The following is a 15247-nucleotide window of genomic DNA, read 5'->3' on the forward strand; positions in this document are numbered from 1 at the left end:
TGTGCAGCCAGGGCGCCGAGTGTGCGGCCAGGGCGTCGAGTGTGCAGCGGCGGTGCGGCCAGGCGCCTGAGCTCCGCCAAGCGTGCGCATTCGAATACCTGGACGCACATTCGCTAGGAGGCTTGCCGATCCAGCAGGGCCGGACGAGGTCAGAGATCCGCAAGTAAAGCGAAGCTGTGCAACGGATTTGCCGTTCATCAGAGACGCTTCAACCCGCCGAAGACTCGTGTGGCTGATGCGACAGCCGCCCCGGCATGGGCGTACTCGACCGGCACTGCCGTTGGATCGTGCTGTTGACACATGCCCGATCATTGTCGTATTAGTGAGACATGACTACATTGATGTCTCGCGCTGCTGTGTTCCGGCTCGCCACCGCTGAAACATGGCCGAATCCCTGGCCGATGTACCGGGCACTGCGAGACCACGACCCGGTCCACCACGTCATCCCGCCCGGCAGTCCGGACCACGACTACTACGTGCTGTCCCGGCACGCCGACGTCTGGGCAGCGGCCCGCGACCACGAGACGTTTTCCTCCGCGCAGGGGCTCACTGTCAACTACGGTGAGCTGGAGTTGATCGGGCTGCAGGACAACCCGCCGATGGTGATGCAGGATCCGCCGGTACACACCGAGTTTCGCAAATTGGTATCGCGGGGTTTCACGCCCCGACAGGTCGAAGCAGTAGAGCCAAAGGTGCGCGAGTTCGTCGTCGAACGCATCGAGAGGCTGCGCGCCAACGGCGGCGGCGACATTGCCGCCGAGCTGTTCAAGCCTTTGCCGTCGATGGTGGTCGCGCACTATCTCGGGGTGCCCGAAGCGGATCGTGTCCAATTCGACGGTTGGACCCAGGCCATCGTCGCGGCCAACACTGCCGAAGGCGGCATCGCCGGCGCACTGGAAACGGTCGGCGATGCGGTCGGCTCGATGATGGCCTACTTCACCGGACTGATCGAGCGTCGCCGAGCCGAACCCGGGGATGACACGATTTCACACCTGGTCGCCGCAGGGGTCGGGGCGGACGGCGACGTCTCCGGCACGCTGTCCATCCTTGCGTTCACGTTCACCATGGTCACCGGCGGCAACGACACCGTCACCGGAATGCTTGGCGGGTCAATTCCGTTGCTTCATCAGCGGCCCGACCAGCGACGGCTGCTGGTGGACCAGCCGGAACGCATATCCGATGCGGTCGAGGAACTACTGCGGCTCACCTCGCCCGTGCAGGGCTTGGCGCGTACCGTCACCGATGACGTGACCATCGGCGGCACCACCATCCCGGCGGGCCGCAAGGTATTGCTGCTGTACAGCTCGGCCAATCGTGATGAACGCCAATTCGGTTCGGACGCAGGTGAACTCGATGTAACCCGGTGCCCGCGCAACATCTTGACCTTCAGTCATGGTGCCCACCATTGCCTGGGTGCCGCCGCGGCGCGTATGCAGTCGCGGGTCGCCCTGACCGAACTGCTGCTGCGCTGCCCGGACTTCGAAATCGACGAGCCCGCAATCGTGTGGTCCGGGGGCAGCTACGTCCGCCGACCATTGTCGGTGCCGTTTCGCGTGCGGTCGTAATGGCCGGAACCGATTGGCTGGCCGGTCGCCGCACCGAGGTGGCCGCAGACCGCATCCTCGACGCCGCCGCCCAGCTCTACACCCAGCACGACCCGGCTTCGATCGGCATGAACGAGATCGCCAGAGCCGCAGGGTGTTCCCGCGCGACGCTGTACAGGTACTTCGATAGCCGGGAGGCGTTGCGCACGGCCTACGTACACCGGGAGACCAGGCGGCTCAGTCGTGAAATCATGCAGCGCATCGCAGGGGTCGAAGATCCGCATGAACGGCTCGTCGCGAGTATCATCGCCACCTTGCGGATGGTGCGGGAGAGCCCCGCGCTGGCGGCGTGGTTTGCCGCGACCCGCCCGCCGATCGGTGGCGAGTTGGCCGGCCAATCGGAGGTGATCACCGCTTTGGCCGCAGCCTTCCTGCACTCCCTGGGCTCCGGTGACCAAGCCGAAGTCGAGCGTCGCGCCCGTTGGGCAGTGCGCGTAATCATCTCGCTGCTGATGTTCCCCGGCCAGGACGAAGCCGACGAGCGGGCAATGATCAAGGATTTTGTCGTCCCGGTGGTGGCTCCAATTTCGGCCTCCCCCTAATGACCGCGCGGCGTCAATCGCGGGTCCGGCCGCTGGCACAGTAGTGAATCGGGATCGACAACCGCTGCGGGTCTCAGGTGTGCGAAGTTGCGAAAATCCCTGTCGCTGAGCGTTTCACGCTCAGCATTCCTGATATTGTCTTGGACGGCGTACGCGTTCGGCGCGGCCACGAAATGGCGGTCAGGCCATCCAATAGGCTTGAGCCTTAATCGATTTGCGCGGAATGCCGAAGTCCTCGCGCAGTACCTTGGCGACTGAGCGAGTGGTGCGGGTGCTGCTGGCAACCCAACCGAAGTGGTCGCCGGCATCGAACGCGGCCCCGCGCACCGTCTCGAGCAGCGCGTTGGCGTCATTCTTGCGATCCACCCAGGTGACGTCATCGGTGCGCGCTACCGGCAGCGATCTGTCCTCGTCATAGCCGGCCTCGAGAAACACTTGCGCGGGGGCGTCGCCGATCGATGCGAGCAGGGAGTTGATGGCCGGCAGGGATGCGGTGTCGCCGACGATGACGTAGCCGCGCGGCGGTGGATCTGGGATGGCGAACTTGCTCCCCAGCACCGTCGCCTCGATGGTGTCGCCGGGTTGCGCATTGCGCGCCCAGTCTGACGCGATGCCGTCGTGCAGCGCGAATTCGACGTCAAATGCGCCTGCAGCAGGATCGGGGTCCACCAGCGTGTAGCCACGCTGGTGTGACTTGTCGCCATCGCGGAACCACATCCGGATCCACATGGTCGGATGCACGGCATGTTCACCCAGCATCCCGCCGTCGTCGAAGCTCAACCGCAGGTACTGCGGGCTGATCTCGCGCCAGCCGGTCACGGTCAACCGGTAGTCCCCGGCTCGCATGAGCTTCAACACCGCACCCTGCCAGCCCCGTGATGCCTTGTGTTCGGTCATGAATCGTTCACGTCCTTCGTCGGTTCGCACCAATTTAGGGCAGGGTAACCTAAAATGCTGAACGGCTGAACGGTGCCGGCACTACCCCTTGACCCGGGTGAACCGGTGCAGCAGCCATGCCACCGGAATGGTCACCACCATGGTCGCGATGAAGAGGTTCAGCATCGACCCGGTGTATACCCGGTAGCGGACCAGGTGAACCATCGCGAATTCCATGGTCACCAGGTGCACCAGGAAGATTTCGTAGGAGATCTCGCCAAGCCACACCATCGGTCGGCTGGCCAGCAGCTGGGAATACCAGCCCTGGTCGCCAAGGGCCAGCGGTGCCACCGCCAGCGTCGCGATCACCGCGTAGAAGCACGCCTTGACCACCGCTTCGGTCACGGCCGACGGCGATGTCGTGGGTGCCCCGGCGATAGGCGTGGAGGCGATGAAATAGCAGACGACGGCCAGCGGCAGCGCGGCGAACGCGTAGCAGCGCACTCCCATCGCCTGCAACACGGTCAGCATCATGCCCCCGACAAACCAAGCGAGGTAACTGGGCAACCACAGGCGAGCGCCGTCGGGAAACCAGCCCACGGTGTGTATCAGGACCAGCCAGATCGGGGTGATGGTCGCCATCGCCGCCAGGGTCGCGACCATCAGCTTGGGCTGCCAGCGGCGCCGGCCGACCAGCACCAGCAGTACGTAAGCCAGGAAGGGCAGGGCCACGTAGAAAGCCGCCTCCACCGCCAGGCTCCACATCTGGGTCAGGCCCTGATGCAGATACGAGCCCAGGTAGCCGTCGGTGTAGATCTGGGTCAGCGTGAGGTTGCGCACCAGCCCCATCCAGCTGTGCCCGGGGTTGGGTCCCGCGGTGCGGAAGTGGTAGATGACGTAGGCGATCAGCACGACGACGACATAGGCCGGCATGATCCGCCGCACCCGATGCCGCGCATAGCGGCTCAGCGACGGCGGCGGGCCGCCGGCGGCGGCCGAGTGCACCCAGGGCCGGAACAAGAGGTAACCGGACAGCACAAAGAAGATCGGCACCCCGATCTCCATGCGGGACGACACCAGGCCCCAATAGCCGTGGGTGTACTTGCCGGTCGTGTAGGCCGCGTGGGTGCCCACCACCAACAGGGCCGCCACTGCTCGGATTCCGGTCAGCGACGCAACCCGGTCGACATGCGAGACCTGCTCGAGTCCGCCTTGATCGTCCTCGGCCTTGGACAGCGTCATCCGATGCGTTTCCGTCGAGGTTTACCGCTGTCGTAACGGCTTGCCTTCACCGGCCCGTCGCGGCGAAGGTCGATCAGCACACCTGAAATCCGGGTATTCTCAAGCTTTTTGAGCGTTGCCCGCGGCAGCTTCGCCGGCAGCTCCACCAACGAGAAGTCCGGCCCGATGCTGATGTGGCCGAAATCGCTGCGATGTAGCCCTCCTTCGTTGGCAATAGCGCCGACGATTGCGCCCGGACCGATCTTGTGACGCTTGCCGACCGAGATCCGGTAGGTGCTCAACGCCGGGCCGTTCCGGCGCTTTTCGGGCCGTTCGCCACGCTGTTCGGTCGCGCGCTTCTTGGTCTCGCTGCGCCGTTCGGGTGGTGGTTCGGGCGCCAGCAGGAATGCCTCGCCGTCTCGCGACTGCAATGCCAGCGCGGCGGCGATATCGACCATCGGGACATCATGCTCACGTTCGTAGTCCTCGACGAGCTTGCGGAACAGCTCGACTCCAGGCCTTGCGAGCGCGTCGGTGATCGAGTCGGAGAACTTGGCCACCCGCTGGGCGTTGACGTCCTCGACGGTGGGCAACTCGGTCTCGGTCATCGTTTGCCGCGTGGCTTTTTCGATCGCCTTGAGCAGGTGGCGTTCGCGCGGGGAGACGAACAACAGCGCGGCCCCGGGACGCCCGGCCCGACCGGTGCGGCCGATGCGGTGTACGTAGGACTCGGTGTCGTGCGGAATGTCGTAGTTGAGCACGTGCGATATGCGTTCGACGTCGAGCCCCCGGGCCGCCACGTCGGTGGCGACCAGGATGTCGATGCCTCTGGGGCCGCCCTCCCGCAGCGCCGCTATGGTTCGTTCCCGCTGCGCCTGCGGAATATCGCCGTTGATGGCTGCCGCCGAAAAGCCCCGGGCCCTGAGCTTTTCGGCGACTTCCTCGGTTGCCTGCTTGGTGCGCACGAACACGATCATCGCCTCGAACGGCTCCACCTCGAGGACTCGGGTAAGGGCGTCCATCTTGCGCGGACCGGCTACCTGGATACACCGCTGCGAAATATTCTCCGCTGTGGCCGTTTTCGACTTCGACGTAACTTCCAGCGGATCGTGGAGGTATTTGGTGGTGATCTTGCGGATCGCCGGCGGCATGGTCGCCGAAAACAACGCCACCTGTTTGTATTCCGGGGTCTCGGACAGGATGCGCTCGACGTCGTCGGCGAAACCCATGGCCAGCATCTCGTCGGCCTCGTCGAGCACCAGGTAGTCGATCCTCGACAGGTCCAGCGTCCCTCGTTCCAGGTGGTCGATGACTCTACCGGGAGTGCCGACAATGATGTGGGCACCGCGTCTCAGCCCGGCCAGCTGCACGGCATAAGACGACCCACCGTAGATCGGCAGCACGTTGAGCTTCGGCAGCTGAGCCCCGTAGCGGCCGAACGCCTCGGCGACCTGCAGGGCCAGCTCCCGGGTGGGCGCCAGAATCAGCGCCTGCGTTGTCGTGCTGGTGACGTCGATCTTGGACAGGATCGGTATCGCGAAGGCCGCGGTCTTGCCGGTGCCGGTCTGGGCCAGCCCCACCACGTCGGAACCCGCCATCAGCGCCGGGATGGTCGCGGCCTGGATGGCCGTCGGTGACTCGTAGCCGACGCCAGCGATCGCCCGCAAGACCGAGGGATGGATCTGCAGGTCGGCAAAGGTGTCGGGATGAGCTGCGGGCGCGTTGTCCGGGGTGACCATTTCACACGGAGTTTAGCCGGGATCCACCGCTATGCCGCACGGCACGGCGACCTATCGGCCGCCGACGCAAGTAAAGGAACACCAGCGCCTGAGGCCACATTCGCCGCGGCCCGCCGGTGCGCAACTCGGCTTCGAGTCGAGAGGTACCAACAAGCGGCGTCGCTGCGTCTAGGCCCAGTTGGTCGAGAAGGGCCATTTGGCTTCTGGTCAGGGACTTCTGGCACTACTAGTGTCGCACGCACCGCGGCCTAGCATCGCTCCATCGGCAACGACGCTTTCACCGATCGGGGTCTGTATGTCTTCACAACCGCCACCCCAACAGTGGCAACAGGCCCCAGCAGCGGGTGGACTGTCCACCCAAGATCCTTGGCAGCGCCCGCCGCAGCCACAACGCGGCAACGGTTTCGCGGTGACTGCCCTGGTGTGTGGCGTCTTCGGTTCTTGTTTAGGGCTGGTTCCAGCCCTCGGGATAGCGGCCCTCCCGTTCGCCGTGATCGGCCTTGCGTTTGGCGTCATCGCGATGATATGCGCGAGTAAAGGAGTCCGGGCGGGCAAAGCCATGGCCATTGCCGGCACGCTCCTGTGCGTGCTGGCACTGATCCTGGCGAGCTTTTGGTTCGTTGTCATCGCCAGCTCCTTCCAGGACCGAGGCGAATCACGGAAAGCCATAACGGGCCAGAGCACCGAAGATATTCTGCGGAACGATCTCGACGTCCAGTTCGGTCAATTTGTCACTGATGACAATCCGGACAGGTCCGGCAAGATGGTTGTCACGCTTCGCAACAAGAGCAATAAGAGCGCATCCTTCAGCGTCGACGTTGAAGCCTTGGACGCCAGCGGAAATCGCATCGCAGGCGACACCGCTTTCGTGAATGTGCTTGCGCCGGGCCAAGCCACCCACAAGGACATGTTCGGTTTCGTCGCCAGCGATAAGCACGACGCGATGAAGAAGGCGACCTTCAGGGTCGTCGAGGCGTCGAAGTACGCGCCGATGCCGCCACCGGCCGAGTAGGCAGTCGCAGGTTGTGGCTCGATTCAATGCTTTTCGCGGCAGTCATCGGCATATCGGCATTATGTGTCGCCCGTCGGGCGAGACACCGCGTCGCTGACGCGGCAGTGGACGTACACCCGACCTGCCTCAGGATGGACAACTCCGCTCAACCGCGGTGCCAGGCATGCGGGTTTGCCGCTCGTCAGCCGGCCGAGCCGGCACACGGCACAAGTTGCCGTCGTCGAATACTGCGGGATCGGCAGCGATTGTGCGCCCCAGCGCTGGAAGTGACTTTGCGAAATGGCCTACGCTGGGCGGCGTACCGCGAGCGGAACACCAGGGCGAGATTTGAGCGTGGGAATTCGCCCTGGTATTACCCTCGACCAACGACCGTGATCGCGAGCCCGGCGCAGCCGGGTGCGGCCCAATCGCCAGGCGCCAGTTCTGGATGCCGCGGCCACGCCTGTCACAACCCGTGGCCCGATAGCGGTACGGTGCCCGGTGTGTGGTCGCTCCCTCGCCGTGCCGCGCCACTGATGGGCGCGGCGACAGTGCTTGCGGCAACCTTGGCTGGCTGCGGTTCAGGAGACTCCACGGTCGCCAAGACGCCGCATGCGACCACGCCTCCCGGGGCTACCTCCGGCGTCTCGAGCCCGGCGAACCCGCCAGGGGCGACGGCTGCCCCGCCCAGTAGTAGTGCCGCGCCGGTCGACCCGTGCGCGGTCAACCTCGCCTCGCCCGCTATTGCCAGAGTCATTTCGGAGCTGCCGCGGGACCCGCGTAGTCAGCAACCTTGGAATCCCGAGCCCCTAGCCGGCAACTTCAACGAGTGCGCTCAGCTGTCGGCCGTGATCATCAAAGCCAACACCAATGCCGAAAGTCCGACCACCCGCGCAGTGATGTTCCACCTCGGCAAGTTCATCCCGCAGGGTGTGCCAGACACTTACGGGTTCAACGGGATTGACACCTCGCAGAGCACCGGCGACACCGTCGCGCTGACGTATTCCAGCGGGCTCGTACCGAACAGCGTGGTGAAGTTCCACTGGAACGGCAACGGAGTCGAGATCATCGGAAACGCCGGCGGCTGAGCAGCGGACCGCCGTCCCGGCCACAGCGCCTACACCAAGTCGGTTTCGGTGGCCGTGCTGTCGGCTGTTGTATCACCTGGGCCGGTTGGGACCGGGATGCCAGGTATGGAAGCGGTGATAGCTACCATGAACCGCGCGGCCGTGATACCGAACAACGCAGCAACCGCGGGCAGCCACATCGCCTGCGACGTCGCCTCGGAGAACGGCTCGCGCAGAAACTCCGGCAGTAGCTTCCTGCGCTGCCCGCCGGCATCTCGGCCCTGATCCGCGAGGGTCATCAGCGCTGCCATTGCGGCGTTACCGACCGCAAACGCCAGCAGGTAAGCGCTGGTCACCCAGATCACCGTGTCGTAGGCGGTATTCAACGCACTTATGAGGCACGGGTTGGCCACGACCACCACCGTGGCGTCGAGCAGGATCATGAAACGGCCGACCAGCGTGGTCGCCTGCATCACCCAGAGTTCACCGCAATGGGTACCGCCGGTGGAGTCCGGTGGCATGGTCGATGTGCGGCGTCGCCGTTCCCAGCCCGTTCGCATGATCGCCATGGCCGTCTAACCACTTCGTCCCGGCGCCCCGATCGCGTCGCAGCGCCCCGTCACCCACCGCGGCGGGCTCGCATCACTAGACGTGATCGTCTGTCGCACGCTAGGTACGCATCTCATTGCCGTCTAGCAGAAGGTTTAGAAGCAACTCTTGCGCTCACCGCAAGCTTCGCGGCAGCGGCAGGGGATGGTCGCGACGACGGACTGCGCGGACACCCCAGCGTCGCGTTGGCCATGTGCCACCGCACCGTCGGGACGAAACCGCCGCCCACGGGCCCAGATGTCGGACCCCTCCCCTAGCGTTTCTGCTGTGTTGGTCGTCGGTGGCAGCATCGTCTACAGCGCGTCGGATATCGCCTCCGCAGCCCGCTGTGAGTACGCGCTACTGCGGGAATTCGACGCGAAGCTGGGCCGGGGTCCGGCGGTGTCCGTCGAGGACGAATTGCTGGTCAGAGCCGCCGCGCTCGGCAGCGAACACGAACGGCGCCGCCTCGACCGGCTGCGCGAGCAGTTCGGGGCGGACGTGGCCATCATCGGCCGCCCGGCATACACACTGGCGGGGCTGACGGCCGCCGCGAACGCGACTCACCGTGCGATCGCCAACCGGGCAGCAGTGGTCTACCAGGCAGCACTGTTCGACGGCCGGTTCGCCGGGTTCGCCGACTTCCTGATCCGAGACGGTGAAAGCTATCGGATCAGCGACACAAAGTTGGCCCGCTCGGCCAAGGTCACCGCACTGCTGCAGCTGGCCGCCTACGCTGACGCCCTGGCCGCCTCGGGCGTTTCGGTGGCGCCGGAAGCCGACCTGGAGCTCGGTGACGGCACGGTGGTGCGCTACCGCGTCGACGAACTGATCCCGGTCTATCGGTCGCGGCGCGTGGTATTGCAGCGGCTGCTCGACGATCATTACGCCTCGGGCAACGCGGTGCGCTGGGACGATCCGGGCGTACGCGCGTGTTTTCGTTGTCCGCTGTGCACCGAGCAGTTGCGCGCAACCGATGATCTGCTGCTCGTCGCGGGGATGCGAGTCACGCAGCGCGAAAGGCTGCTCGACGCTGGCGTCACCACCGTCGACGAACTGGCCAAGCACACCCCGCAGGTGCCGGGCCTGACACCGGGCGTGCTGGGCAGACTAACGGCGCAAGCCAAACTGCAGGTACGCCAACGTGATACGGGAATACCGCAGTACCAGATCTTCGATCCGCAGCCACTGGCGCTTTTGCCGGAGCCCGACGCGGGTGACCTGTTTTTCGACTTCGAGGGCGATCCGTTGTGGACCGCCGATGGACACGAGTGGGGGCTGGAATACCTGTTCGGCGTACTCGAAGCCGGGCCGGGGGGATGCTTTCATCCGCTGTGGGCGCATGACAGGCCCCGGGAGCGTAAGGCTCTCAAGGATTTTCTGGCTTTGGTGGCAAAACGTCGGCGGCGCCATCCCAACATGCACATCTACCATTACGCCCCCTACGAGAAGACCGCGCTGCTGCGGCTCGCCGGGCGTCACGGTGTCGGTGAGGACGACGTCGACGAACTGTTGCGCAATGGCGTCCTGGTCGACCTGTACCCGTTGGTGCGCAAGAGTCTTCGAGTCGGCGCGGAGTCGTTCAGCCTGAAGGCGCTGGAGCCCCTCTACCTGGGCGCCAAGTCTCGTACCGGTGAGGTTACAACGGCCGCCGATTCGATCACCGGGTACGCACGCTACTGCGAATTGCGCGACGAAGGCCGCGCGGACGAAGCCGCGACATTGCTCAAGGAGATCCAGGACTACAACCACGACGACTGCCGATCCACCCGCGAACTGCGCGACTGGTTGCTGATGCGAGCTTGGGAGGCTGGCGTCACGCCGATCGGCGTCCAGCCGGTTGCCGGAAGCGACCGGGTCGAAGATCACGACGAGTTGGCCACAGCGCTGGCGACGTTTATCGGTGACGGCGCGTTACCGGACCGCACACCGGAACAGAACGTCGTCGCCTTGCTCTCAGCTGCCCGCGGTTATCACCGCCGCGAAGACAAGCCGTTCTGGTGGGCGCACTTCGACCGGCTCAACTACCCGGTCGACGAATGGTCGGATAGCTCAGACATTTTCGTCGCCAACGGACAATCGGTGGTTGTCGACTGGCACACGCCGGCCCGAGCGCGAAAGCCCCAGCGGCGGGTGCGGCTGACCGGCCACCTGGCGCGTGGCGACCTCAAGGCCAAAGTGTTCGCGCTCTACGACCCGCCGGCTCCTCCCGCGATGTGTGACGATCCCGACCGTCGGGCCGCGGGCCATGCCGACGTTGTCGGAGTCGACGATCCCAGTCTTCCCACCGAGGTGGTGATCCTCGAACGAACCGGCAGTGACGGCCGCACGTTTGCGCAACTGCCGTTTGCGCTGACTCCCGGGCCTCCCGTGCCGACAACCGCGCTGCGCCAATCCATCGAGGCCACGGCCGAAGCCGTGGCCGCCCGGCTGCCGCAACTGCCCCGTACCGCCCTGATGGATGTGCTGCTGCGGCACCCGCCGCGCACCCGGTTACCGCGTGGGAACGACATTGTCGCCGACATCGTTACGGCCGTCCTGGGGTTGGACTCTTCTTACCTCGCGGTGCACGGACCGCCTGGGACGGGTAAGACGTACACCGCCGCGCGGGTGATCACACGACTGGTCGTCGAGCATTCCTGGCGCGTCGGCGTCGTCGCGCAGTCGCACGCCGCGGTGGAAAACCTGCTGGAATGCGTGCTGGACGCCGGCCTGGAACCCGAATTAGTGGCCAAGAAAAGATATGGCCACAATGCTGCGCGCTGGCAGGAGATCGACGCTAGCCGGTATCCGGCTTTCATCGCTGACCATGCGGGATGCGTCATCGGAGGCACCGCCTGGGATTTCGCCAACCATCAACGCGTGCCGCGCGACAGCCTGGAGCTGATGGTCATCGACGAGGCCGGCCAGTTCAGTCTGGCCAACACCATCGCGGTGGCGCCGGCGGCCAGGAATATGCTGCTGCTCGGCGACCCGCAGCAGCTGCCGCAGGTCAGCCAGGGCACTCATCCCGAGCCCGTCGATGCCTCCGCGCTGGACTGGCTCGTCGACGGGCAGCGCACCCTGCCCGACGAGCGCGGCTATTTCTTGGACTGCTCATACCGAATGCATCCGGCGGTCTGTGCCGCCGTTTCGGAGCTGTCCTACGAAGGCAGACTGCAGTCCCACACCGAGTGCACGGCCGCCCGTCGCATTGCCGGCTATCAGCCCGGTGTGCGCGTGCTTTCGATTGCGCACCAAGGTAATTCGACCGAAAGCCCGCAAGAGGCCGAGGCGATACTGGCCGAGATCCGGCAGCTGCTGGGGCGGTCGTGGACCGACGAGCGCGGTACCCGGCCGTTGGCGGCATCCGACCTGCTGGTGCTGGCGCCGTACAACGCCCAAGTAGTGATGCTGCGGCGACGGTTGACATCGGCGGGCCTGGACGGAATTCGGGTGGGCACCGTCGACAAGTTCCAGGGCGGGCAGGCGCCGGTCGTGTTCGTCTCGATGACGGCCTCGTCGGCAGACGACGTTCCGCGTGGAATATCGTTCCTGCTCAATAGGAATCGGCTGAACGTGGCGATCAGCCGGGCGCAGTATGCGGCGGTGATCGTGCGGTCGGAGCTACTGACCCAATATCTACCCGCCACACCGGCGGGATTGATCGACTTGGGGGCTTTCCTGGCATTGAGCTCGAGGCCACCCCCGTAGCACCGCGGCAGCGTGCTGACTCCAACCGACGTGGATCACCCGCCGAACTGCTTGACGGAACTCGAGAACGGCAGGGCCGAACCGTGAGCCACCGGGCAAAGCCTTAGGCCCCGCGGGAATCGCCGAGGTAATCGGTGCGGTACACCGGCTGACCTGAACTCAGCAGCGACGGTGTCGACGTCTGGGGTGCCGAGTCGAAGTGCGACCCGTTGCCGACGACATCGCCTGGGACGCCATCCGGTGCGCCGCGCAATTGCCCATAGAGCCAAGGGAGTTCGCCGTCCGGCTGGTGCCGCCGACCGGGCTCGCGACACAGGATGTACTCGACGTAATCGTCGTCGTCCTCATCCTCGAAGTCCTCGTCGTCGTCAGGTAAGTCGCCCTGGCCGTGGTCCCCCTGCAAGAGCAGCCGACGGGAAGCCGCCGCAGCGGTGCTGCCGACCAGGAACAGCGCGGCCACGATCCCGAACAACGCCACGAACGCGGGTAGCAGCATCGACTGCGACATCGCTGCCGAGAAGGGTGCGCGGACAAAGTGGGGCAGCTGCAGGCCACCACCTGCGCCGCCGAATCCGGGTGCCCCGTCCGGCAGGGGCGGCATCTCGGCGCTGATCCGCCACGTCATGAACGCCGCAATGCTGGCGCTGCCCAGCACCGCCCCGAGCTGACGGGTGGCGTTGTAGACGCCCGAACTCGCCCCAGCCTGTTCAGGGCGCAAATTGCGGGTGGCGGTGGCAGCCAGCGGCGACCAGACGAACGCCATCCCGACGCCAATCACGCAAAACGGCAACACCAGCCGCCAGACCGGCGTACCCGGGTCCATCTCGATGGACAGCCACGTCATCGCGATGGCCAGCGCCGAAAAGCCCAATCCGAGCACCGGCAGCGGGTGGTAGGCGTCGACGATCCGGCCGACAAAGGGGGCGAGCATACCGCTGGTGATCGCCACCGGCGCGATCAGCAAAGCCGCGCGAAAGGGCGACAGCCCGCACACCGACTGCGCATAGAAGATCAGCGGCACCATCATCGCCGTCGTCGCGTAAGCGGTGATGGCTACGCCGACGGTGCACAGCGTGAAGTCCCGGTTCCGGAAGATCGCCAGCGGGATCAGCGGCGCGCGCCGGCCAAGTGATTGCCAGTAAACGAACGCCGACATGAATCCCACCCCGGCGACGAGCACCGCCCAGATCCACGGCTGCCACCCGGCGGATTGACCCTGTTGCAGCCCGAATACGAGCAAGAAGATGCCGACCCCGGACAGCGCGACACCGATCAGATCGAACCGTTGCGCGTGGACGGGCAGCACCGGTACCAGCCAGGCCGCCAACGCCAGCCCGACGACACCAATGGGAACATTGACGAAGAAGATCCACTCCCACCCCAGCCCACTGACCAATGCGCCGCCGGCCAGCGGCCCGACCAGGCTGGCGACCCCGGCGGTGGCCCCCCACAGGCTCATCGCGACACCGCGGCGCGCGGGCGGGAAAGCGCGGGTAGCGATGGACAACGTCTGCGGGGTAAGCAGCCCGGCGCCCACGCCTTGCACCACGCGAGCCGTGATCAGCGCGCCGGCGCTGCCGGCCAGGCCGCACCACAGCGATGCGGCGGTAAACACCGCCAGCCCGATCAGGTAGAGATTCTTGGGCCCGAACCGGTCACCCAGCCGGCCGGCCACCAGCAACACCACCGCGTAGCCCAGCAGGTAGGCGCTGGTCACCCAGACGACGGTGGCGTAGCCGACATGCAGCACCGCCATGATGGTCGGGTTGGCGATGGTGACGATGGTCGAATCGAGCATGATCATGAAAAACCCGATGATCATCGCCCACAGTGCGGGCCATGGGTTTGCTGAGCTTGGCCGGCTCAGACTCGTCGCCGTGGTCATGTACGCACCTCGTTTCGGCTGCCGAATCCACATGCATTATTGCGGAGCCCCCATCGACCGCCACGAGCCGATGCCCGTAAGTATCACTTCGCGCGGTCCGCAATCCGCGCGACGGACGCTAGCCTGAAAGTACGCCGTTCTCAGGAGAGGCAACATGAGCGCTCGACGAAATAAGAGGTCTGACCCTGACGAGCAACCGGCCGGCACCGGCCGGCCAAAGGCGTCCTCGCGGGCGTTGGCACAGGTCATCGAACGCAGCTCCCATATCCAGGCCCCGGCGGCGGAGGCCTATGTGGCCCGACTGCGCCGGGCGCATCCGGCTGCCAGCCCTGCCGAGATCGTCGCCAAGGTCGAGAAGCGCTTCGTGGCCGCCGTGACGGCCAGTGGGGCGGCAATCGGCATGGTCGCCACCTTGCCCGGCGTCGGCACCATGGCCGCGTTGCTGGCGGCCGCCGGCGAGACCGCGGTGTTTCTCGAGGCCACCGCGCTGTTGGTGCTGGCACTGGCCTCCGTCTACGGCATTCCGCTCGACCATCGAGAACGGCGCCGCGCCCTGGTTTTGGCGGTGCTCGTCGGCGACAGCAGCAAGAGCGCGGTGGCCGAACTGATGGGTTCCGGACGAACCAGCGGCGGCTGGGTGTCGGAAAGCGTGGCGACGCTGCCGCTTCCGGCGGTGTCGAAGTTCAACACGCGAGCGTTCAAGTACTTCGCCAAGAGGTTCGCGCTGAAGCGCGGGGCGCTCATGTTCGGCAAGCTGTTGCCGGTCGGCATCGGCGCCGTCATCGGCGCCATCGGAAACCGGCTGGTGGGCAAGAAGCTGGTGCGCAATGCGCGGTCGGCGTTCGGCGCGCCGCCGGCCCGCTGGCCGGTCACCCTGTATGTGCTGCCGACCGTTCGAGACGCCAGCTAGCGGGCGACGGGTGTCTCTGGCGAATCGCCAGCAAAGCGTTAGCCTTTATGAGGCGGCAGCGTTCCCGACCGCCGAGGGTGTGCAGTGCCCCATCAGCCGGGGCAGACAAGAATCGCAGGCGTCGCGCCACG

The 15247-nt window shown here is 65.7% G+C and carries 10 protein-coding genes and 1 pseudogene; 6 read left to right on the forward strand and 5 right to left on the reverse strand.

Translation table 11 applies throughout. The annotated features are described in order from the left end of the window. Positions 1-341 precede the first annotated feature (341 nt). Both EET13_RS20670 and EET13_RS20675 read left to right on the forward strand, forming a co-directional pair. Positions 342-1565: a cytochrome P450 gene (locus EET13_RS20670; protein WP_122444050.1), complete on the forward strand. Its 1224-nt coding sequence runs from the start codon at positions 342-344 to the stop codon at positions 1563-1565. Beyond that, a complete protein-coding gene (locus EET13_RS20675; protein ID WP_122444023.1) occupies positions 1565-2146 on the forward strand; it encodes a TetR/AcrR family transcriptional regulator in 582 nt (193 codons plus the stop codon). Before EET13_RS20670 ends, EET13_RS20675 begins: the two co-directional genes overlap by 1 nt. A gap of 180 nt (positions 2147-2326) precedes the next feature. Here EET13_RS20675 and EET13_RS20680 read toward each other — a convergent pair whose 3' ends face one another. The 3 genes from EET13_RS20680 to EET13_RS20690 form a co-directional block, all read right to left on the reverse strand. Further along, positions 2327-3043 (reverse strand): siderophore-interacting protein, encoded by a 717-nt coding sequence (locus EET13_RS20680; RefSeq protein ID WP_122444024.1) that lies wholly within the window; start codon positions 3041-3043, stop codon positions 2327-2329. An 81-nt stretch (positions 3044-3124) separates the two neighbouring features. Beyond that, entirely contained in the window at positions 3125-4264 is a 1140-nt protein-coding gene (locus EET13_RS20685) for an acyltransferase family protein (protein ID WP_122444025.1), read from the reverse strand. Continuing rightward, the gene (locus EET13_RS20690) at positions 4261-5982 is read right to left on the reverse strand and encodes a DEAD/DEAH box helicase (protein WP_122444026.1); all 1722 of its coding nucleotides are present in this window, start codon (positions 5980-5982) and stop codon (positions 4261-4263) included. The genes EET13_RS20685 and EET13_RS20690 overlap by 4 nt, the downstream gene beginning before the upstream one ends. Positions 5983-6391: 409 nt before the next feature. On the opposite strand from EET13_RS20690, the gene EET13_RS20695 reads away from it, so the two are divergent. After that, positions 6392-6994, forward strand: coding sequence for a DUF4190 domain-containing protein (locus tag EET13_RS20695; RefSeq protein ID WP_136623210.1), 603 nt, complete (start codon positions 6392-6394; stop codon positions 6992-6994). Between the two features lie 473 nt (positions 6995-7467). Further along, positions 7468-8061, forward strand: coding sequence for an LppP/LprE family lipoprotein (locus EET13_RS20700; protein ID WP_122444028.1), 594 nt, complete (start codon positions 7468-7470; stop codon positions 8059-8061). 302 nt (positions 8062-8363) lie between these two features. Here the strand turns inward: EET13_RS20700 and EET13_RS31745 are convergent. Further along, a pseudogene (locus tag EET13_RS31745) lies at positions 8364-8513 on the reverse strand (hypothetical protein); the annotation flags it as partial. 403 nt (positions 8514-8916) lie between these two features. Between EET13_RS31745 and EET13_RS20710 the strand changes: the two are divergent. Beyond that, complete coding sequence (locus tag EET13_RS20710; protein WP_122444030.1) at positions 8917-12321, forward strand: TM0106 family RecB-like putative nuclease; 3405 nt, start codon at positions 8917-8919, stop codon at positions 12319-12321. A 103-nt stretch (positions 12322-12424) separates the two neighbouring features. Here the strand turns inward: EET13_RS20710 and EET13_RS20715 are convergent, their stop codons facing one another. After that, positions 12425-14206, reverse strand: coding sequence for a DHA2 family efflux MFS transporter permease subunit (locus tag EET13_RS20715; RefSeq protein ID WP_122444051.1), 1782 nt, complete (start codon positions 14204-14206; stop codon positions 12425-12427). Between the two features lie 154 nt (positions 14207-14360). Between EET13_RS20715 and EET13_RS20720 the strand changes: the two genes are divergently transcribed. Further along, a complete protein-coding gene (locus EET13_RS20720; RefSeq protein WP_122444031.1) occupies positions 14361-15116 on the forward strand; it encodes a hypothetical protein in 756 nt (251 codons plus the stop codon). Positions 15117-15247: the final 131 nt, after the last annotated feature.

The organism is Mycobacterium attenuatum (genome assembly GCF_900566085.1).
Classification (GTDB): Bacteria; Actinomycetota; Actinomycetes; order Mycobacteriales; family Mycobacteriaceae; genus Mycobacterium; species Mycobacterium attenuatum.